We start from the raw sequence: 21,203 nt of genomic DNA, 5'->3' as shown, positions 1-21,203 counted from the left end.
CGTGAGCGAGGGAGGGCGTGATGCCGCGAGCGGCCGATATGTCGTGACGCTCGTGATCGACCTGCCGATCACGAAGCCCGACGCGCTCGAGGTGATCTCGTTCGTGGCCGACGGCGAGGTCGAGCACCGCGGCACGGCTCACCCCCGCGTGAGCATCGCTCCCGGAGTGTGGGCCGAGGTGCAGATTCCGCGCTTCGCCGATCCACCGCCGCTCGCGATCGACGTGTGCTCAGACGCGTCGATCGAGGAGGCCGCACACGCAGCCGATCGGCTCGCCGAAGCGCTCGTTCGCGTCGGCTGGACGGTGCGCCGCCCGCGCGCCGGCGAAGGCTGAACCGCCCCGACTCGGGGTCGACCCGGCGTCCGCGCCGAGCACCCCCGCGCGCCGTTTAGGCTTCGAGCAGAGGAGGGTCAATGACCTACGACACCACGCTTGTTCCCCCTGCCCGGATCGCGATCCCGTGGCGCCCCCAGCCGTCACGCATCGACGCGTTCGAGCGCGTGGTGGCCTGGTACCGCACGAACCTGCCGGGCGTGCCCCTGACGACGGTCGACACCGACGACGAGGTCTTCGTGCTCGCCGCGTGCCGCAACGCCGCGATGAGGGAGGCCGCTCCCGACGAGGTCGTGGTCATCGGCGACGCCGACACGATCCCCGAGCGCGGGCCGCTCCTCGAGGCCATCCGCGCGGCGGCCGTGAGCGACCGCGTGCACCTCCCCTACGACGAGTACCGGTGGCTCGGTCGCACCGGCACGGCCGATGTCGCCGCCGGCGTCCCGCTCGACGAGTGCCGGGTAGAGCAGTTCGTGCAGACCGCGTGCTCGGGCGTCTACGTCGCGACGCCGCGGGTGTGGGAGAGTCACGGCGGGCAGGACGAGGGCTTCCGCGGATGGGGATTCGAGGATGCCGCGTGGTTCGAGGCGCATCGCACGCTCGTCGGTGCGCCGCCCCAGCGCCACGCGGGACGCGTGTACGCGCTGCACCACGTCGCCGCCGAACGCGCCGGCGAGCGGTACGAGGCCAACGTCGCGCGGATGGAGCGCTACCGCGCCGCCGCCGGAGACCGCGACGCGATGAGGCTCCTCGTGGATCAGGTGCTCGAAGAGGTCGGCACGGCCTCGTAGGCGATCGCCGGACCCGGCTGAGCCGCACGCGACGCCTGGTCGAGCAGCTCCCGGCCCGGGAAGCCCGCATCGGCCACGGTGCGCAACGCCGCCGCGAGCTCGTCGGCCGTTGCGCGCTGGGGATCCAGCGCGATGCCCGCGCCCACCCGCTCCACAGCTGCGGCGCCGGCGAACTGGTCGGTCGAGAAGGGCAGCACGACCAGCGGGACGCCCTGCCCGACCGCCTCGGTCACGGAGTTGTTGCCGCCGTGCGTGACCGCCGCCGCGGCGTTGCGCAGCAGTCGCACCTGAGGGAGGTAGGGCTCGACGAGCCAGTCGCGCGGGATCGGCCCGAGCTCGGCGGGGTCGGTGACGCCCGTCGCGATGGCCGCGCGGAGCCCGGCACGCCGCAGGCCCTCGGCAACGCGGGCCAGTACGTCTGCGCGCACCGACAGGAAGCTGCCGAAGCTGACATAGACGTAGGGGGATGCCTCGGCCATCCACTCCTCGACGTCCCCGGCCTCCTCGCGCGGCGTCCAGCCGAGGAAGCGGTGCGGCGGCAGCACGCGGCCATCGCCCTCGGCGAGCGCGCGCGGGTAGTTGTAGAGCACGGTCTCGCCGTGGAGCGCGAAGGCGTCCGGCACAGCGGGGGCCGCGGCATCCAGTTCTCTCGCCGCCTCGTTCCACTGCGCAGCGAAGCGCGCCGATACCTCTTCGCAGAGCGCGCGGAGGGCGGCGAGCTCCGCCGGATCGGGGGAGAAGGCCGGCGGCCAGGCCGGCGGGTAGCCGTAGACCTCGTCGCCGACGGGGAGCGCGCTCGGGTGACCGAGGACGACATCTCCGTACGGGATGCCGCGGGAGTGCAGGGCGAGCCGCGCACTGTAGGCGAGGTGGTCGACGAGGATCGCGTCGGGCTTCACGCGCTCGATCACGTCGAGGGTCGCCCGCGCGCGGTCGACCGGCTGCCACATGAGATCGGTAAGACGCTCGCGGGCCTGGTAGGCGAGGGTCGGCACCATGCCCTCGCGCGTCGCGGCGAAGAAGCCGTCGAGCGACGCGGCCTCGGCGGCCTCCTGCTCCGCGGAGCGGATGACGCCGGCGTTCGCGCCCCGCCCGAGGGGGAGATGAGCGCGTTCGTAGCCGAACTGCTCCACGATCGGCGCCGTCGCGGTGCCGGTCGCGACCACGACGCGCTCGCCCGCGTCGCGCCACGCGGTGGCGAGACTTGCGAGCGGTAGGAGGTGCGACGCATAGTCGGGGCTGATGACGAGGAGGGTCACGCGATGAGCCCCGCCGCCTTGCGCAGCTCGCTCTCGGTGCGCACGACCGTGCGGTAGACGGGAGTGAGGGTCGCCGCCATCCCCTGGATCGTGAAGCGCTCCGCGACGAGGTCGCGCGAGCGGGTGGCGATGCGAGGGTCGGATGCCGCGGCCCGCGCGAGCGCGCGCTCGATGCCTTCGCCGAGCCGCACCGGATCGCCCGTCGCCACGAGGAAGCCGGTGTCGCCATCCTCGACATAGGTCGCGGGACCCGCCGAGTCGGGCGCGACGACGATGAGCCCCGTCGCCATCGCCTCGAGGATCGCGAGGCCGAACTCCTCCTTGACGCTCGCGCACACGTAGACGCCGTTCGCGGCGGCGAGTCCGGGGAGGCCGAAGCGCGCCGCGGCGAGCCACTCGGCCGCGACGCTGTTCGGCCGGTGGCCGGGAAGCAGGAGCCCGCGTGCGGCGCGAGCGTCGGCGGGCACGACGGCATCGATCGCGGCGAGCTCCTCGCGCTCGTCGGCCGACGGGGACTGGAGGTCTCCGCCGACGACGAGCAGGTTGGCGCGGTCGGCGAGAGGGCCCTCGGCCCACGTCCGCACGAGCGCTGCCATGCCCTTGATGCGGTGCAGGCGTCCGACCGACACGAGGAGCGGGAGCCCGCGGCGCTCGGCGGGGAGGTCTTCGAGGTGCCCCGCGAGCTCCGCGAGCGCGGCGCTCAGCGCACCGCCCTCTGCGGCGGTGCGGGCCCGGGCGACGGCGGCGTCGACGACGTTCAGGTCGACCCCCTCGGCGACGACGCTGTGCCGCTCGGGGTGGGAGGTGAGGTCGATGCCGACGAGCTGCCTCATCTCCGTCGCGAGATCGGGCCGTGGGAAAAGCACCGAGTGCGACGCCGACGCGGCGAGGCTCTGCACGAGCCGGGCACGGAACCAGAAGTGCTCGCGCTGATCGATCTCGCCGAAGCCGGCGCGCGAGAGGCGCCCCGACCGTTCGAGCGACGCGATCACGCTGTGCGGGTCGGGGGCGACGGTGAAGAGGAACGGGATGCCGAGCTCGCGCGCGACGTCCGCGGCCGCGAGGCTCCCGACATCCGCCATCCGCAGGTGCAGCACGTCTACGCGCCCCGCGGCACGCAGCAGGCGACGGATGCCTCGGCGAACCGTGACGCGCAGCGGCCACGCCGATGCGGAGGCCGGCGGTGCACCCTCGAGGGGGATGTGCCCGTAGACGTGCCCGTCGTGGGTGCCGGCGAAGTGCAGCAGGTCGGGACCGGCCTGCTCGACCGTGCCGCGCGACAGCGTGAGCACGCGCCGCACGCCGCCCGGCTGCTCGATGAGCGCGTCGCCGAGGCGCACGAGGAGGGTCGCGACCCCGCCGTTGTCGCCGGCCCCCGCGGACGAGAGCGACGAGTCGACGTCGGCGTGGAGGAACAGCTGGGCGACGGTGATGGCCTCCGCGTCGGCACCGGCGTCGTCGGGGCGCGGACCGACGCCCTCCGCGTCGATGAGCGAGAGCCGGGCGAGGCCGCCCAGGTCGCCGCCTTCGCCGACCAGCTCCTCCAGGAGCGCGACGTCGTCGGCCTCAGCGCGCTGGCCGAGCGCCGCGATCGCCGCCGCGCGCACGACGCGGGCCTCGCCGGCATCGGCCGCCGTGCGCCGCAGCAGCGGGCGGACGAGGGGGTGAGGGACGAGCCCGATCGTCTCGATGAGCCGGGTGCGCGCCTCGTCGGGAAGCGTCCCGGTGCCCGCGGCCTCGAGCGCGGCGGCCAGCAGATCGCCCGACTGCACCGCCCACTTCTCGATCGTGTGCTGGGCGAGCATGCCGCGGAAGCCGCCCTCCGCGATGATCCGGACGAGCCTGCCGACGGCTTCCGGGCGCGCAGGGCGACGGCCCACGGCCCACGCGGCGTGCTCCACTATCCACGGCCGCTCGTCCGACAGCAGCGAGACGAGCAGTGCCGCGGCGGCCTCGTCGTGCATCTCGGCGAGGGCGTGCACGGCGGCGATCGCGGCGATGTCGTCGTCCGATCCCAGCGCCGCGCTCAGCACCCGAAGCGTGCGGACGCCCGGGTCGCGTCCGGCCTCGAAGGCGACGTCGTCGGCGGCTCGCAGCGCTTCGACGATCGACGCCGCCTCGGCGATGCGATCCATCGCGGTCTGGATCCCCATGGCAGCCTCCGTTCCTCGACGTGTGCGGCGCCACAGGGATGGTATCCGTCACAGGAGAACGAGGCTTACGGTTGACGAAACGCCGATCGGCGGTATGGAGCGAAACAGGAGACGCGTGACCATCCTCACCATCGGCGACATCGGCGTCGTATCCGGAGTCATCCACATCGGCGACGAGGCGATGTTCGAAGCCGCCCGCGACGAGCTGGCAGCACGCGGTGTCGCGATCACGGGCGTCTCGTCGGCGCCCGCGGAATCGGCCTCCCGCTACGCGGTGCCGACGATCGGGCGGCTCGGCTTCGCCGGCCTCGCGCGCCCTCAGGCGGAGGAGCGTGCGACGCTCCTCGTCGAGGCCGCCGGCGGTCGCGCCGGGCTCGAGCCCGGGGATCCGGCGTCGGAAGTGCTGGCTGCCCTCGACGATGCCGGCGGGGTGCTCGTGGCAGGCGGAGGCAACCTGGCGTCGCGATGGCCGGTGCACGTCTTCGAACGCTCGACGCTCGCGGCGATGGCGCACGCGCGCGGACTCCCGGTCGTCGTGTCGGGGCAGACGTTCGGCCCCGACCTCATCTCCGACGACGAAGACCGCGTCGCCTCCCTCGCGCGGACGGCGGCCTGGACGGGCGTGCGCGAGCACGTGTCGGCCGATCTTGCTCGCGGCTGGGGCGCACGGGTGCACGCGGGCGTCGACGACGCGTCGTTCCTCGGGGGCGGGCCGACGGATGCCGCGGCTTCGGGGGGCGTGCTCGTAAGCCTCTCCGGGTGGTTCGCGGGGCGCCCCGCCGACCTCGTCGAGACCGGGATCGCACGCCTCCTCGACGCCGCCGCCGAGACTGTCGGCGACGTCGTCTTCCACGCGCATTTCGGCCCCGTGGCGGGAGACGCCGAGCCGTCGGGCGACGCGGCCCTGCACGAACGGGTGCGCTCGCGGATGCGCGCGCCGAGCACGGTGGTGCCCAGCGGTGACTCCCGCTCGGCGGCCGAGCTCGCCCGCACGGCATCGCTCCTGGTCACGAGCCGGTATCACCCCGCCGTCTTCGCCGCGCCCGCGGGCGTGCCGATCCTCGCGCTCGCCGCCGACGACTACACGCGCATCAAGCTCTCCGGCGCGCTCGGCCACTGGGGGCAGGATGCCGTCGCCGACCTCGACGAGCTGGCCGACGCGCCCGCGACCCTGGCTGCGCTGACCGCGCGCCGGGCCGAGATCGCGGACCGCGCGGCCTCGGCGCTCCTCGGCCACCGCGCCCACGCGGCGGACTGGTGGGACCGCGTCGCCGAGACCTTCGCCTGACGGGCCGACCCTCTTGCTTCACGGTGTCGCGGGCTGCCGACGTCCGGCGCAGGCGTTTTCGGCCCTCGCGCCGGGCCACAACTTCGGAGATCGCCAGTTCGTCGGACGGATTCAGGCTCCTGCGTCCGAAAACGTGGTGATCTCCGACGTTGCGGTCAGCGGTCGGAGAGGTTCCGCCCGGCGAGGCCGGCCGCGTAACCGGCCTCCCACGATTCCCGCGCGCCCGTGCCGAACAGGTCGCGCTCGGCCGCACGGACGATGCTGTGGGCGCCCGGCAGATCCAGGTCGCCGACGAGATCGGGCCGGCCGCGCACGATCGCGACCGGGATGCCGGTCGTCTTGCGCTTGACGAGATCGGCCGCGGCGGCCAGCTCGTCGGCGACGCACGGGAGCGTCACGACGAGCGACCTCCCCGCCGAGTCGACGCGGCCTCGGTGATCGTCGAAGATGTGGACGCCGGCGGCGCCGATCGCCGAGTCGGTCTGCCCCTCGCGCCAGGCGCGGCCGAGCGTGTCCGACACGATGACCCCGACCGTCGCGCCGGTCGTGGCACGCAGGCCCGTCGCGAGGGCGCGGGCCGAGGCATCCGGATCCTCCGGAAGAAGCAGCACCGTGCCCTCGGGGGTGTTGCTCGCATCGACCCCCGCCGCGGCGGCGATGATGCCGAGCCGGCTCTCGACGATGCGCACCCGCTCGTCGGCCGAGACCGCGACGACGCGGACCGTCTCGGACTCGATGGCGGCGGTGCGGTCATCGGCCGCGGCGATGCGACCCTCGGCCTTCGAGACGATCTTCGAGGTCACGACCAGGATGTCGCCGTCCTGCAGTTCGGGCGCCGCGCTCGCGAGCAGCGCGACGAGGTCGTCTCCGGGCTGGATCTCGGGGATGCCGAGCACGGGCAGGATCGTCAGCGCAGCGGGGTCCGGCATTCCGCCACGCTACCAACGCTTGGGTAGGCTCCCGACGTGCGCGACGACCTCGACCCGACGACCGACCCTTCCGCAGCGACCCCGGGCACGCCGCTGCGCGGTCCGCGGGTCGTGCTGCTCGCCGGGGGAGCCGGCGGCTCGACCTTCGCCGTGGGCCTGCGCGATGTGGTCGCGGAAGCCGGGGGGCACCTCACCGTCGTCTGCAACACCGCCGACGACCTCTGGGTGCACGGCCTGCGCATCCAGCCCGACGTCGACTCGATGCTCTACGGGCTCGCGGGCGTCAAGGATCCCTTGCGCGGGTGGGGTCGCGCGGGCGACTCCGACCGCGTCGCGCAGGAGATCGCCGCATGGAACCTCGGCTGGGACTGGTTCGCCCTCGGCGACCTCGATCTCGGCACCCACATCGCCCGCACGTCCTGGCTGCGAAGCGGCGTCGGGGTGAGCGGCGTCGTCGAGCGCCTCGCCGCCCGGTGGCCGCTCGGGGCGACCCTTCTGCCGATGACCGAGTCCGAGGTCGAGACGATGGTCGAGCTCGACGACGAGACGATCCACTTCCAGGAGTGGTGGACCCGTTACCGCGCGCAGCGCGTGCCGCGGGCCTTCGCGAACCCCGGCATGAGCGAGTCGTCGCCGGCCCCCGGCATCCTGAGCGCCCTGGAGAGCGCGGATGTCATCGTGCTCGCCCCCAGCAACCCGGTCGTGTCGATCGGGACGATCCTCGCGGTGCCGGGGATCGCCGACGCGATCCGTGCGGCCTCGGCGCCCGTCGTCGGCGTCTCGCCGATCATCGCCGGCGCCGCCGTCCGCGGCATGGCCGAGGTGTGCCTCGCGGTCGTGGGGGCGGAGTGCTCCGCGGCCGGGGTCGCGCGGCTGTACGGCGCCCGTCGCGAGGGGGGCCTCCTCGACGCGTGGCTCATTGCCGAGGAGGACGCGGCCGAGGCGCCCGCCGTCCAGGCTCTCGGCATCCGGGCCCTCGTTCGTCCGCTGTGGATGAAGGACCTTCCGCTCACGCGCGACCTCGCGGACGCCGCGCTGGCGGCCGCCTTCCCCAGGGCTGAGGCCGCGCCGCGGCATCCGTCCGCCTGATGCCTCTTGCGCCCCGGCGCCGCGACCTCAACCATGGGGACACAGCCGGAAACAGGCGTGAAACCTTCATGGTCTGGAATGCAGTCACCGGCACGGAATGCCCGAGTCGGCGCGACGCCGTTGTCGCGTCCGGTCCGGCGACGCGACAGGGAGGCGGCTATGGCTGTAGTTCGAGCGGCGATCACACAGACGACCTGGACAGGCGACAAGGAGTCGATGCTCGACAGGCACGAGCAGTTCGCGCGGGACGCCGCCGCGCAGGGGGCGCAGGTCGTGTGCTTCCAGGAGCTGTTCTACGGCCCGTACTTCGGCATCACGCAGGACAAGAAGTACTACCGCTTCGCGGAGGCCGCCGACGGTCCGATCGTGCAGCGGTTCGCAGCCCTCGCGAAGGAGCTCGGGATGGTCTCGGTGCTCCCCATCTACGAGGAGGCCGAGACGGGCGTGTACTACAACACCGCGGTCCTCGTCGATGCCGACGGCACGATCCTCGGCAAGTACCGCAAGCACCACCTCCCGCACCTCGACCGCTTCTGGGAGAAGTTCTACTTCCGGCCGGGCAACCTGGGCTACCCCGTCTTCGACACCGCGGTCGGGCGCATCGGCATGTACATCTGCTACGACCGCCACTTCCCCGAGGGGTGGCGCGAACTCGGCCTCAACGACGCGCACATGGTGTTCAACCCCAACGCGACCAAGCCAGGCCTGTCGAACCGGCTGTGGGAGATCGAGGGCCCCGCCGCGGCGGTGGCAAACGGCTACTTCGTGCTGCAGCCCAACCGGGTGGGCCGGGAGGACAACGAATACGGCGACCTCGCCGTCGACTTCTACGGCACGAGCCAGGTCATCGACCCGCGCGGCAACTTCGTCGGCGAACGCGGATCGGGCGAGCACGAGGAACTCCTCGTGCGCGACCTCGACCTCGACATGGTGCGCGAGATGCGCGACGACTGGCAGTTCTACCGGGATCGCCGGCCCGACTCCTATACGAAGATCGCGAAGCCGTGAGGAGACCGACATGACGACCACACTCATCACCGGCGGCACCGTCGTCTCGGCGACCGGGCGGGCCCATGCCGACGTCCTCATCGACGGCGAGACGATCGCCGCGGTGCTCGCTCCGGGGTCGCCGCTTCTCGGGACGGATGTCGCGGCATCCGTCGACCGCGTCATCGACGCGACCGGCAAGTACGTCATCCCGGGCGGCATCGACGCGCACACCCACATGCAGCTGCCGTTCGGCGGCACGTCGGCCAGCGACACGTTCGAGACCGGCACGCGAGCAGCGGCCTGGGGCGGCACGACGACGATCATCGACTTCGCGGTGCAGACGTACGGGCAGAAGGTGCTCGACGGCCTCGCGACGTGGCATGGTCTCGCCGAGGGCAACTGCGCGATCGACTACGGCTTCCACCAGATCATCGGCGGCATCGACGAGGACTCGCTCGCCGTCATGCCGCGCCTCATCGACGAGGGCATCACGAGCTTCAAGCTCTTCATGGCCTATCCCGGGGTCTTCTACTCCGACGACGCGCAGATCCTCCAGGCGATGCAGGTCTCGCGCGAGACGGGCCTGCTCACGATGATGCACGCCGAGAACGGGCCGGCGATCGACGTGCTCGCCCGCCAGCTCGTCGAGCAGGGGAAGACCTCGCCGTACTTCCACGGGATCGCCCGGGCCTGGCAGATGGAGGAGGAGGCCACGCATCGCGCGATCATGCTGGCCGACGTCACCGGTGCTCCGCTGTACGTCGTGCACGTGTCGGCCAAGCAGGCCGTCGCGCAGCTGGCGTGGGCGCGCGACCGTGGACAGAACGTCTTCGGCGAGACCTGCCCGCAGTACCTCTACCTCTCTCTCGAGGAGCAGCTCGGCGCGTCGAGCGACGAGTGGGGCGACTTCGAGGGCGCGAAGTGGGTGTGCTCGACGCCGCTGCGCTCCCGCGCCGAAGGCCACCAGGACCACATGTGGCAGGCGCTGCGCACCAACGACCTCCAGATGGTCTCGACCGACCACTGCCCGTTCTGCATGAAGGACCAGAAGGAGCTCGGGCTCGGGGACTTCCGCAAGATCCCGAACGGGATCGGCTCGATCGAGCACCGGCTCGACCTCATGTACCAGGGGGTCGTGACGGGCCGGATCACCCTCGAGCGCTGGGTCGAGCTCACCTCGACGACCCCGGCCCGGATGTTCGGCTTGTACGGGCGCAAGGGCGTCATCCAGCCGGGCGCCGACGGCGACATCGTCGTCTACGACCCCGACGGCCACACCTCGATCGGCGTCGGGAAGACCCACCACATGAACATGGACCACTCGGCGTGGGAGGGGTTCGAGATCGACGGGCACGTCGACACCGTCCTCTCGCGTGGCAAGGTGATCGTCGACGGCGGCGAGTACCTGGGATCGAAGGGCGACGGCCGCTACCTCAAGCGCGGCCTCTCGCAGTACCTGGTGTGACCATGGACTTCGGCGTCGTCCTGCAGACCAATCCGCCCGCCGCGCGCACCGTGCAGCTCGCCACGCTCGCCGAGGCGCACGGCTTCAGCCATGTCTGGACGTTCGACTCGCACCTCCTCTGGGAGGAGCCGTATGTCATCTACTCGGCGATCCTCGCGCAGACGAAGCGGGTCACCGTGGGGCCGTTCGTCACGAACCCCTCGACGCGTGACTGGACGGTCACGGCATCCGTCTTCGCGACCCTGAACGAGATGTACGGCAACCGCACGATCTGCGGCATCGGCCGCGGAGACTCGGCGGTCCGCGTCACGAACGGGCAGCCGGCGTCGCTGGCGGAACTCCGCGACGCGATCCACGTCATCCGCGAGCTCGGCAATTCGCGCCCCGTGGAGTACAACGGCTCGACCCTGCAGTTCCCGTGGAGCCGCGGCTCGAGCCTGGACGTGTGGGTCGCCGCCTACGGCCCGCTCGCGCTGAAGCTCGCCGGAGAGGTGGGCGACGGGTTCATCCTCCAGCTCGCGGACGTCGACATCGCCGCATGGATGATCAAGACGGTGCGGGATGCCGCGGCGAACGTCGGCCGCGACCCCGACTCGCTGGCATTCTGCGTGGCGGCGCCGATGTACATCGGCAGCGACTGGGCGCACATGCGCGACCAGTGCCGGTGGTTCGGCGGGATGGTCGGAAACCACGTCGCCGACATCGTCAAGAAGTACGGGCACCACGGCGCCGTGCCCGAAGCGCTCACCGAGTACATCGCGGGGCGGACCGGGTACGACTACAACACCCACGGCCGCGCCGACAACGACCATGTCGACTTCGTCCCCGACGCCATCGTCGACCGCTTCTGCATCCTCGGGACTGCGGACGAGCACATCGAGAAGCTCCGGCAGCTGCACGCCCTCGGCGTGACGCAGTTCGCCGGCTATCTCCAGCACGACAACAAGGAGGAGACGCTGCGGGTCTACGGCGAACGGGTCATCCCCGCGATCGCCGAGCACGTCACGGCCAAGTCGTGACACGCCCCGCGTGAGCGGTTGCGCCCCCACACGTCGTCGGCGCGCGGGAGAATGGCAGGCATGACGATGAGCGAAGCGACCACCGACCTCGACGGGCTCGCGAGGGAGCTCGATCGGGAGTATGTCTTCCACTCCTGGTCGGCGCAGTCGGGGCTGTCACCGCTCGTGATCGCGGGCGGGTCGGGCAGCGTCGTGTGGGACCACTCGGGCACGCGCTACCTCGACTTCTCGAGCCAGCTCGTGAATGTCAACATCGGCCACCAGCATCCCGCCGTCATCGACGCGATCCACCGTCAGGCCGACCTCCTCGCGACGGTCGGTCCCGCGGCGGCGAACCTCACGCGGGGCGAGGCCGCCAAGCGCATCGTGGCCCGTGCCCCCGAGGGCTTCTCGAAGGTCTTCTTCACCAACGGCGGAGCCGACGCGATCGAGAACGCGATCCGCATGGCGCGGCTTCAGACCGGCCGCGACAAAGTGCTCTCGACCTACCGCTCGTATCACGGCAACACGGGCGCCGCGATCGTCGCGACGGGCGACTGGCGACGGATGCCGAACGAGTTCGCCCGCGGACACGTGCACTTCTTCGGCCCCTACCTCTACCGCTCGGAGTTCTGGGCGACCACGCCCGAGGAGGAGAGCGAGCGCGCCCTCCATCACCTCCGCCGCGTCATCCAGTCCGAGGGGCCCGGCACGATCGCCGCGATCCTCCTGGAGTCGGTGCCCGGCACCGCCGGCATCCTGATCCCGCCGCCGGGCTACCTCGCAGGCGTGCGGGCGCTGGCCGACGAGTTCGACATCCTCCTCATCCTCGACGAGGTGATGGCCGGGTTCGGCCGCACCGGGCGCTGGTTCGCCTTCGAGGGCTACGACGTCGTCCCCGACCTCATCACCTTCGCCAAGGGCGTCAACTCCGGCTACGTCCCCGTGGGCGGCGTCATCATCTCCGAGCCCATTGCGGCGACCTTCGACGAGCGCGTGTTCCCGGGCGGCCTGACCTACAGCGGGCACCCGCTCGCCGCGGCGTCGATCGTCGGCGCCCTCGACGCGATGGAGTCCGAGGGGATCGTCGAGAACGCGCGCCGCGTCGGCGAGGAGAAGATCGGGCCGGGGCTGCGCGCGCTCGCCGACAAGCACGCGGCGATCGGCGAGGTGCGGGGCGAAGGGGTGTTCTGGGCGGTCGAGCTCGTGGCCGACCGTGACACCCGCGAGCCGCTGTCGGCCGCGGGCGTCGGCAAGGTCAAGAGCGAGCTCGTCGCCCGTGGACTGCTGCCCTTCCAGGCCGAGAACCGCATCCACGTCGTGCCGCCGTGCGTCGTGACCGACGACGAGGTCGAGCAGGCCCTGGCCATCTACGACGAAGCCTTCGCCGCGGCTCTCTGAGCCCGGATCCGCCATGCACCCATCGACGTCATCCGTGTCTTCGCTCAGCGTCGACGAGGCCGAGCGGCTTCTCGAGAGCGCCCCGCTCGACGAGCTGCTCGCCCGCGCCTCGGCACTGCGCGACGAGGGTCTCGCCGCCGCCGGACGCCCGGGCATCATCACCTACTCGCGCAAGGTCTTCGTGCCGCTCACGACGCTCTGCCGCGACCGCTGCCACTACTGCGTCTTCGTCGACACCCCCGGGCAGCTGCGCCTCAAGCGCGCGCCGCTGTACATGTCGGACGAGCAGATCCTCCGCGTCGTGCGCGCCGGGCAGGAGCTCGGCTGCAAGGAAGCGCTCCTCACCCTCGGCGACCGCCCCGAGGATCGCTGGCCCGAGGCGCGGGCGTGGCTCGACGAGCACGGCTACGCGTCGACGCTCGACTACGTCGCCCACGCCGCACGGCTCATCACCGCCGAGACGGGGCTCCTCGCGCACCTCAACCCCGGTGTCATGACGGCGGCAGAGCTGCACGATCTCCGGCCGACCGCGCCGTCGATGGGCATGATGCTCGAGACGACGTCGCGCGCGATCTTCGACGAGCCCGGCGGAGCGCACCACGGCTCTCCCGACAAAGACCCCGACGTGCGGCTTCAGGTGATCGACGACGCCGGCGCCGCCGGTATCCCGTTCACGACCGGCATCCTCGTCGGCATCGGCGAGTCGGTGCGCGACCGTGCCGAGTCGCTCGTCGCCCTCCGTGATTTGCACGAGCGGCACGGACACGTGCAGGAGGTCATCGTCCAGAACTTCCGCGCGAAGCCGGGGACGGCGATGCGCGGGGCGCCGGATGCCTCGCTCCTCGAGTACATCGCGACGGTCGCCGTCGCCCGGATGGTCCTCGGACCGCACATGCGCATCCAGGCGCCGCCGAATCTCAGCGACCCCGCCGAGCTCGACCTCCTCGTGCGGGCCGGCGTCGACGACTGGGGCGGCGTCTCGCCGCTCACGGCCGATCACGTCAACCCCGAGCGTCCCTGGCCGCACCTCGACGACCTCGCCGCGCTGACGGCGGCCTCGGGCTTCGCGCTGCGGGAACGCCTCACGGCCCACCCGGAGTACATCGGCGACGCCGACCGCTGGATCGACCCCGCTCTCCACACGGCGGTGAGGCGGCTCGCGGATGCCGAGACGGGTCTGGCGGCGACGGATGCCTCGACCCCGGCCGGTCTCGCAGAGGACCCGGCCGTCGTGTCGACCGCCGCGTCGGCAGGTCTGGTTGAGCGCGCCGCGCAAGACCCGCGATCGCTCGACGACGCCGAATGGACTTCGCTCCTCACCGCGAGGGGGGACGACCTCGAGGACCTCGTCCGCACCGCCGACGACGTCCGCCGCTACACGGTCGGAGAGGCCGTGAGCATGGTCGTGAACCGCAACATCACCTCGTCGCACTACCGGCGGAGCCCCGGTGCGTCGCCGGAGTTCGGGATGACGGATGCCGCGGCCATCGCCCGCGACGCGGTCGGCCTCGGGGCGACCGAGGTGTGCGTGCAGGGCGTGCTCCCGGCATCCGAAGATCCGGAGCACTACCTCGAGCTCGCCCGCACGATCACGGCGGCCGCGCCCTCCCTGCACCTCCACGCGTACCGCCCGCAGGACATCGCCGACCTCGCCGACCGAGCCGGGCTCGGCCTCGGCGACGCGCTCGCGGCGCTGCGCGCAGCGGGGGTCAAGACCGTTCCCGGCACCGGCGTGAAGATCCTGAGCGAACGGGTGCGCGCCCTCGTCGCCCCGACCGACCTCGAGATCGACCGCTGGATCGAGACCATCACCGCCGCGCACGGGGCGGGCTTCCGCTCGACCTCGGTCATCTTCTACGGCCACGTCGAGACCGCCGCCGAGCGCATCGCGCACCTCCGCACGCTCCGCGCGATCCAGGACGAGACGCACGGGTTCACCGAGTTCGTGCCGATCCCGCTGCCGGGCCACGGCGTGCCGCTCGTGCCGGGGCGCGCGGCCGCCGACGAGCACCGCGCGATGGTCGCCGTCTCGCGGCTGTTCTTCGCCGACAGCATCCGTCACATCCAGATCCCGTGGACCCGCCACGGTCGCGACCTCGCGATCGACCTCCTCTCGGCGGGAGGCGACGATCTCGGGGGAACGCTCCTCGACGGTCGCGTGCGCCCCGACACCGGCATCGAGCAGGGGCTCGAGTTCGGCCTCGCCGAGGCATCCGTCCGCGTCGCGAAGATCTTCCGCCCGCTCCGCGAGCGCTCCACCGACTACCGGGAACCGTCTCGTCGGGCGGACGCGCCGTGACCCGTCGTGTCGAGGTCGCGATCGTCGGCGCGGGCTTCGCGGGCCTGTCCGCCGCGATGACCCTGCGCGATGCGGGGCACGACATCGCGATCTTCGAGCGAGCCGACCGAGTCGGCGGCACGTGGCGCGACAACACCTACCCGGGCGTCGCGTGCGACGTGCCCTCGCACCTGTACGGCTTCGCGCGGCACCCCGAGCCGTCGTGGTCGGCCGAGTTCGCACCGGGCGCCGAGATCCAGGCGTACATCGAGCGCGTCGCCGACCGGGAGCGGCTCGGCGACCGCATCGCGTTCGACTCGCCTCTCGTGGATGCGGAGTGGGATCAGGATGCCGCGGCCTGGCGTCTCGCTTTCGGCGGGGCGGAGTCTGCCGTCGTCCTGGCCGACGCGCTCGTCCTCGCGTGCGGCCGACTGAGCGAGCCGCGCATCCCCGACATCGCGGGGCTCGAGTCCTTCGCGGGGCCGCTGTTCCACTCGGCACGCTGGGATCACGGCGTCGATCTCGACGGCGCGCATGTCGCGGTCGTCGGGTCGGGGGCCAGCGCCGTGCAGCTCGTCCCGGCGCTGGCCAAGCGCGCCGGCACGGTCACGCTCTTCCAGCGCAGCCCCGCCTGGATCCTCCCGCGCGGCGACCGCGCCTACGCCCCCGAGGAACGCGCCGGGTTCGCCGCGCGGCCCGAGAAGCTCGCGCAGCTGCGCGCCCGGCTCGACGCCGAGGGCGAGGCGCGGTTCGCCTCGCGCTCGGGCGGGCCCGATGCCGCGGCGGCCGAGGCGCTGGCGCGTGCGCACCTCGCCGCGCAGATCGCCGATCCCGCGCTGCGCGCCGCGCTGACCCCGGACTACGCGTTCGGCTGCAAGCGCGTGGTCCTCTCCGACGAGTTCTACCCCGCCGTGGCGTCGGAGCGGGTCGTGCTCGAGGCGAGCGCGCTGGCGGCCGTCGACGGCGACGCGCTGGTCGCGGCATCCGGCGCGCGCCACCGCGGGATCGACGCCCTCGTGCTCGCGACGGGGTTCCAGACGACGCGGCAGCCCTACGCCCGCATCGTGCGCGGCGAGAACGGCGTGACGCTCGCCGAGCACTGGGCCCTCGGGATGACGTCGTTCGGCTCGACGGTCGTCGCGGGGTTCCCGCAGCTGTTCGTGCTCAACGGGCCGAACGCGTCGCTCGGCCACACATCCTCCATCCTCATGCTCGAGGCGCAGGCCGAGTACGTCGCGACGGCACTCGCGCGACGTGCCCCGGGCGGCGTGCTGCGTGTGCGCCCCGAGGCCGAGCGCGCCTACACGAGAATGGTGGACGAACGCGCTGCCGGCACCCCGTGGCTCACGGGCGGATGCCGCAACTGGTACGTCGACGACCGCTCGCGCAGGCTGACGCTGGTGTGGCCGGGAACCGTCGGCGACTACCGAGCCGCTCTCGCCGCGAGCGGGGGAGCGGAGTTCGAGGTTCCGGCGCCGGTCGGCGCCGCCGACGCACACGAGGAGACGAGATCATGACGGTACCCATCCGGTTCGGCTACAAGGCCTCGGCGGAGCAGTTCGGGCCGGCCGAGCTGCTGGACTACGCCGTCATGGCCGAGGAGGCGGGGTTCGACTCGGTCTTCGTGTCGGACCACCTGCAGCCCTGGCTGCACGAGGGCGGGCACGCCCCGGCATCCGTCCCCTGGCTCGGCGCCCTCGGCGCGAAGACCTCGCGCGTCCTCATCGGAACGTCGGTGCTCACGCCCACCTTCCGGTACAACCCCACCGTCGTCGCGCAGGACTTCGCGACGCTCGGCGTGATGTACCCCGGCCGCGTGATCCTCGGGGTCGGTACGGGCGAGGCGCTCAACGAGGCGAATCTCGGCATCGCGTGGCCCGACCCGCCCGAGCGCTTCCGGCGGCTGAAGGAGGCCATCGGCCTCATCCGCCGGCTGTGGTCGGAGGACCGCGTCAACTTCGAGGGCGAGTTCTACACGACCCGCAACATCACCATCTACGACAAGATGGACGACCCCGTGCCGATCTACATCGGCGCCGCGGGTCCCGCGGCGACGCGCCTCGCAGGACGCATCGCCGACGGCTTCATCACGACGAGCGGCAAGAAGCGCGAGCTGTACACCGACACGCTCCTGCCCGCGCTGCACGAGGGACTCGAGAAGGCGGGACGCCCCGCCGACGCGATCGACACGCTCATCGAGGTCAAGGTGTCGTACCACCCGTCGCGCGAGGTCGCGATGGAGAAGACGCGCTTCTGGGCGCCGCTCGCGCTCAGCCCCGAAGAGAAGATGGGCGTCGACGACCCTCTCGAGATGCAGCGGCTCGGCGAGGAGCTGCCGATCGAGCGCGCCGCGTCGCGCTTCATCGTCTCGGACGACCCCGAAGAGCACATCGAGCGCATCGCCTGGTACATCGGCCTCGGCTTCCGGCATCTCGTCTTCCACGACCCGGGCGCTGATCAGGCCGAATTCCTGCGACTCTACGGCGAGCACGTTCTGCCGAAGCTCCGCGAACGGTTCGCGTGACGGACTGGATCGTCGTCCTCCCCGTCAAGCAGGCTTCGCGCGCGAAGTCACGGCTCGGCGGGGGAGCCGCGCTCGCGCGCGCCATCGCGCTCGACACCATCGAGGCGGTGGCGGCCTGTGAGGCCGTCGCGAAGGTCGTCGTGGTCACGGATGACCCGGAGCTCGAGGCCTTCGTCGGCGGTGGCGGAGTGGTCGTGATGCGCGACCGCGCGGCGGCCGGACCCGATGCCGCGATCGTCCAGGCGATGGCGGAGCTGCCCGCGTCGGCGCCGCGCGCGGCGCTCCTCGGCGACCTTCCGGCGCTGCATCCGCATGATCTGGCCGAAGCGCTCGCCGCGGCGGCGGGCGTCGACCGGGGTGTGGTGGCGGATGCCGAGGGCACCGGGTCGACGCTCGTCACGGCGTCTGCGGGCGTGGCCTGGGCTTCGGCCTTCGGCGCCGATTCGTTCGCGCGCCATGTCGCGCTCGGCTGCACGGCCCTGGAGGTGCCGGCGGACTCGTCGCTCCGCCGCGACGTCGACACCCCCGCTCATCTCGCCTCCGCCGGGCTGCTCGGCCTCGGCCGCCGCACGGCGGCCGCTCTTCGAGCCCTCGCTGCCCCCTCCGGCCGTTGACCCGCTCGCCGGCGAGCGGGGCGGCGCCGACCGGTTCCCGAGCGAGCCGAGCGAGAGGAGCGGCCGACGACCCCGATCTCGTCGTAGCGTGGAGGGATGCCGGAGACCCCGTTCCACTCGCTCGACGACTACATCGCCCTTCCCCGCATCGAGGCGCTCGCGCTCTCACCCGACGGCACGCGCGTCGTGCTCACGGTCGCGACGCTCAAGAAGGACGCGACGGCCTACGAGCGCTCGCTGTGGCTCGTCTCCGCCGATGGGAGCGGAACACCCCGGCGTCTGACCAGGTCGGCGAAAGGCGATTCGGGGGCGGCGTTCCTCGGCAACGGCGACCTGCTCTTCGTCTCGGCGCGTCCGGACCACGACGGTGAGCCCGACGATGAGTCCGGCCAGCTGTGGGTGCTGCCCGCCCAGGGCGGCGAGGCCCGCGCCGTCACCCGCCTTGCCGGCGGCGCTTCGTCGATCGTGGCGACGGCCGCGGCATCCGATCGCATCGTGATCTCGGCAGACCTGCTGCCGGCAGCCGCCACGCTCGAAGACGACGCCCGCCTGCGCGCGCTGCGCAAGAAGAAGAAGATCTCGGCGATCCTTCACGACACCTACCCCGTGCGGTTCTGGGACCACGATCTCGGCCCGGCGCTCCCGCACCTGCTCGCCGTCGACGTCGACGAGCTGCGCGACACGATCGCCGCGGTGCCGGAGGAATCGGCAGCCGACACCGAGGCGGCGGTCGATGCTGCCGTGTCGGCGGAGGGCGCCGCCGCGAAGGCCGATGAGACGGATGCCGCGGCCCCCTATCCCTCGACCCTTCCGCGTCCGCGCGACCTGAGTCCGAACCCGCCGCGCACGGCCTCGCCGTCGGGTGCCGCGCTGACCCCCGACGGTGCCACGCTCATCGTCTCGCTGCCCGTCCCCGCGGGACGCGACGACCGGTACCGGCTCGTCTCGATCGACACGGCCTCGGGGGAGCAGACCGTGCTCTTCGACGAGGTGGAGGTCGACTTCGAGCTGCCCGCCGTGAGCACCGACGGCGCCTCGATCGCCTTCGTGCGCACGACCAAGAGCACGCCCGCCGGGCCCACCGAGCAGGAGCTGTGGACGTCGGCGATCGACGGCTCGGGTGCCCGCCGCATCGCGCAGGAGTGGGACCGCTGGCCGACGAGCGTCGCCTTCGATCGGGGCGACGCCGCACTCGTCGTGACGGCCGACCAGGACGGGCGGGGTCCGGTGTTCCGCATCGGCCTCGCCGACGGCGTGGTCGAACAGATCACGGACGACGACTTCACCTACACGCACGTCGCCGTCGACAGGACATCGGGCGATGTCCTCGCGCTGCGCTCGTCGTGGATCGTGCCGCCGCATCCCGTCCGCATCGCCCGGGACGGCGAGGTCACGCCGCTTGCGAGCCCCGTCACCCTGCCTCCGACGCCGGGCACCATGACGGAGGTCGAGACGACGGCCGACGACGGTGCGCGCGTGCGCGGCTGGCTGCTCCTGCCCGAGGGAGCTTCGGAGTCGAGCCCGGCACCGCTGCTGCTGTGGATCCACGGCGGCCCGCTCAACAGCTGGAACGCCTGGAGCTGGCGGTGGAACCCGAACCTCGCCGTGGCGCAGGGGTACGCGGTGCTGCTTCCCGACCCGGCGCTGTCGACCGGGTACGGCCTCGACTTCATCGCGCGCGGCTGGAATGCGTGGGGCGCGGCGCCCTACACCGACCTCCTCGCGATCACCGACGCCGTGGTGGCGCGCAGCGACATCGACGAGACGCGGACGGCCGCGATGGGCGGATCGTTCGGCGGCTACATGGCCAACTGGGTCGCCGGGCATACCGATCGCTTCCGCGCGATCGTCACGCACGCGAGCCTTTGGGCGCTCGATCAGTTCGCCGGGACCACCGACTCCTCGGCGTACTGGCAGAGCATCTTCACCGAGCAGGCCATGATCGAGCACTCGCCGCACCGCTTCGTGCGCGAGATCCGGACCCCCATGCTCGTCATCCACGGCGACAAGGACTACCGCGTGCCGGTCGGCGAGGGCCTGCGGCTGTGGTCGGAGCTCAACGAGCACTTCGGCGCGGAAGACGGTGCCGTCCCGCACCGCTACCTCTACTTCCCCGACGAGAACCACTGGGTGCTCAAGCCCCAGCACGCCGTCGTCTGGTACCAGACGGTCTTCGCATTCCTCGATCAGCATGTGCGCGGGGGCGAGTGGACGCGCCCCGAGGCACTGGGGTGAGCGGGCCGGTCGGCCACGACATCCGTCTCATCGCCGTCGACATGGACGGCACTCTGCTCGACGGCGACGGCCGCATCCCCGATGAGCTGTGGCCGCTGCTGGACGAGCTCGACGAGCGCGGCATCGTCTTCGCCCCGGCGAGCGGGCGCCAGCTCGCGACGCTCCGCCGCTCGTTCGACCACGCCCGCGACGACGTCGTCTACATCGCCGAGAACGGTGCGTATGTCGTGCGCGGTGACGAGGAGGTCAGCTCCGATGCGATGGACGCCGGGTTCGCGGCATCCGTCATCGAGCGGGTCCGCTCGTTCGGCGAGCGCGGCGTCGACGCCGGGATCGTCGTCTGCGGAAAGCGGTCGGCATACGTCGAGAGGACGGATGCCGCGTTCCTCGCCGAGGCCGACAAGTACTACGCCCGGCTCGAAGTCGTCGACGACCTGCTGGCCGTGGACGATCAGATCCTTAAGCTCGCGATCTACGACTTCGGCGAGGCGGCGAACACCGAGCCCGAGCTCGAGGATCTGCGCGCGACGCATCAGGTCGTCGTGTCGGGGCACCACTGGATCGACGTGATGAACGCCGGCGTGAACAAGGGCGTCGCGCTCGCGCGACTGCAGTCGGCGCTCGGCATCGACCGTGCCCAGACGGCGGCCTTCGGCGACTACCTCAACGACCTCGAGCTGCTCGACGCGGCGGGGATGTCGTTCGCGATGTCGAACGCGCATCCCGAGGTGCTCGCGCGTGCGCGCTTCCGGGCCCCCTCGAACGTCGAGCTCGGCGTGCTGACGACGATCCGCCGTCTCCTCGACGGCGACCCCCTCGACCCGGGCTTCGGGTGAGGAGCGCCCCCGGTTAGAG

The 21,203-nt window shown here is 72.1% G+C and carries 17 protein-coding genes; 14 read left to right on the top strand and 3 right to left on the bottom strand.

What is annotated here, in order from left to right; genetic code table 11:
- The first annotated feature begins 1 nt into the window (after nt 1).
- Nucleotides 2–334 carry a hypothetical protein gene (locus ACSBPH_RS07310; RefSeq protein ID WP_442576925.1) on the top strand — a complete coding sequence of 111 codons (333 nt, stop codon included), beginning with the start codon at nt 2–4 and terminating at the stop codon, nt 332–334.
- A gap of 80 nt (nt 335–414) precedes the next feature.
- Nucleotides 415–1,125, top strand: coding sequence for a hypothetical protein (locus tag ACSBPH_RS07305; protein WP_442576924.1), 711 nt, complete (start codon nt 415–417; stop codon nt 1,123–1,125).
- Here ACSBPH_RS07305 and ACSBPH_RS07300 read toward each other — a convergent pair.
- Both ACSBPH_RS07300 and ACSBPH_RS07295 read right to left on the bottom strand, forming a co-directional pair.
- Nucleotides 1,092–2,384 carry a glycosyltransferase gene (locus tag ACSBPH_RS07300; protein ID WP_442576923.1) on the bottom strand — a complete coding sequence of 431 codons (1,293 nt, stop codon included), beginning with the start codon at nt 2,382–2,384 and terminating at the stop codon, nt 1,092–1,094. The genes ACSBPH_RS07305 and ACSBPH_RS07300 overlap by 34 nt on opposite strands.
- Nucleotides 2,381–4,537, bottom strand: a complete 2,157-nt coding sequence (locus ACSBPH_RS07295) for a glycosyltransferase (protein WP_442576922.1) — start codon at nt 4,535–4,537, stop codon at nt 2,381–2,383. Before ACSBPH_RS07295 ends, ACSBPH_RS07300 begins: the two co-directional genes overlap by 4 nt.
- Before the next feature lie 115 nt (nt 4,538–4,652).
- Between ACSBPH_RS07295 and ACSBPH_RS07290 the strand changes: the two genes are divergently transcribed.
- Complete coding sequence (locus ACSBPH_RS07290; protein WP_442576921.1) at nt 4,653–5,825, top strand: polysaccharide pyruvyl transferase family protein; 1,173 nt, start codon at nt 4,653–4,655, stop codon at nt 5,823–5,825.
- A gap of 155 nt (nt 5,826–5,980) precedes the next feature.
- Here ACSBPH_RS07290 and cofE read toward each other — a convergent pair whose 3' ends face one another.
- Nucleotides 5,981–6,754, bottom strand: coding sequence for a coenzyme F420-0:L-glutamate ligase (gene cofE / locus ACSBPH_RS07285; protein WP_442576920.1), 774 nt, complete (start codon nt 6,752–6,754; stop codon nt 5,981–5,983).
- 36 nt (nt 6,755–6,790) lie between these two features.
- Between cofE and cofD the strand changes: the two genes are divergently transcribed.
- The 11 genes from cofD to ACSBPH_RS07230 all read left to right on the top strand — a co-directional run bounded on the left by cofD (nt 6,791) and on the right by ACSBPH_RS07230 (nt 21,184).
- On the top strand, nt 6,791–7,843 hold the full coding sequence (gene cofD / locus ACSBPH_RS07280; protein ID WP_442576919.1) for a 2-phospho-L-lactate transferase: 1,053 nt from the start codon (nt 6,791–6,793) through the stop codon (nt 7,841–7,843).
- A gap of 159 nt (nt 7,844–8,002) precedes the next feature.
- Complete coding sequence (locus tag ACSBPH_RS07275; protein ID WP_442576918.1) at nt 8,003–8,851, top strand: nitrilase-related carbon-nitrogen hydrolase; 849 nt, start codon at nt 8,003–8,005, stop codon at nt 8,849–8,851.
- Nucleotides 8,852–8,861: 10 nt separating this feature from the next.
- Nucleotides 8,862–10,298 (top strand): dihydropyrimidinase, encoded by a 1,437-nt coding sequence (gene hydA, locus ACSBPH_RS07270; protein WP_442576917.1) that lies wholly within the window; start codon nt 8,862–8,864, stop codon nt 10,296–10,298.
- 2 nt (nt 10,299–10,300) lie between these two features.
- Nucleotides 10,301–11,317, top strand: a complete 1,017-nt coding sequence (locus ACSBPH_RS07265) for a TIGR03842 family LLM class F420-dependent oxidoreductase (RefSeq protein WP_442577262.1) — start codon at nt 10,301–10,303, stop codon at nt 11,315–11,317.
- Nucleotides 11,318–11,377: 60 nt separating this feature from the next.
- A complete protein-coding gene (locus ACSBPH_RS07260) occupies nt 11,378–12,697 on the top strand; it encodes an aspartate aminotransferase family protein (protein WP_442576916.1) in 1,320 nt (439 codons plus the stop codon).
- Nucleotides 12,698–12,731: 34 nt separating this feature from the next.
- Complete coding sequence (gene cofG, locus ACSBPH_RS07255) at nt 12,732–14,996, top strand: 7,8-didemethyl-8-hydroxy-5-deazariboflavin synthase CofG (RefSeq protein WP_442576915.1); 2,265 nt, start codon at nt 12,732–12,734, stop codon at nt 14,994–14,996.
- Nucleotides 14,993–16,492 carry a flavin-containing monooxygenase gene (locus tag ACSBPH_RS07250; RefSeq protein WP_442576914.1) on the top strand — a complete coding sequence of 500 codons (1,500 nt, stop codon included), beginning with the start codon at nt 14,993–14,995 and terminating at the stop codon, nt 16,490–16,492. Before cofG ends, ACSBPH_RS07250 begins: the two co-directional genes overlap by 4 nt.
- A complete protein-coding gene (gene fgd / locus ACSBPH_RS07245; protein WP_442576913.1) occupies nt 16,489–17,499 on the top strand; it encodes a glucose-6-phosphate dehydrogenase (coenzyme-F420) in 1,011 nt (336 codons plus the stop codon). The genes ACSBPH_RS07250 and fgd overlap by 4 nt, the downstream gene beginning before the upstream one ends.
- Nucleotides 17,496–18,113, top strand: coding sequence for a 2-phospho-L-lactate guanylyltransferase (cofC, locus tag ACSBPH_RS07240; RefSeq protein WP_442576912.1), 618 nt, complete (start codon nt 17,496–17,498; stop codon nt 18,111–18,113). The genes fgd and cofC overlap by 4 nt, the downstream gene beginning before the upstream one ends.
- A 96-nt stretch (nt 18,114–18,209) precedes the next feature.
- Nucleotides 18,210–20,348: a S9 family peptidase gene (locus ACSBPH_RS07235; RefSeq protein WP_442576911.1), complete on the top strand. Its 2,139-nt coding sequence runs from the start codon at nt 18,210–18,212 to the stop codon at nt 20,346–20,348.
- A 41-nt stretch (nt 20,349–20,389) separates the two neighbouring features.
- On the top strand, nt 20,390–21,184 hold the full coding sequence (locus ACSBPH_RS07230; protein WP_442577261.1) for a Cof-type HAD-IIB family hydrolase: 795 nt from the start codon (nt 20,390–20,392) through the stop codon (nt 21,182–21,184).
- Nucleotides 21,185–21,203: the final 19 nt, after the last annotated feature.

This window comes from Microbacterium sp. F51-2R, assembly GCF_052180235.1.
Lineage (GTDB): Bacteria > Actinomycetota > Actinomycetes > Actinomycetales > Microbacteriaceae > Microbacterium.
Note: the sequence above shows the minus strand (reverse complement) of the source record. Positions and strands in the feature narration are given on the sequence as shown.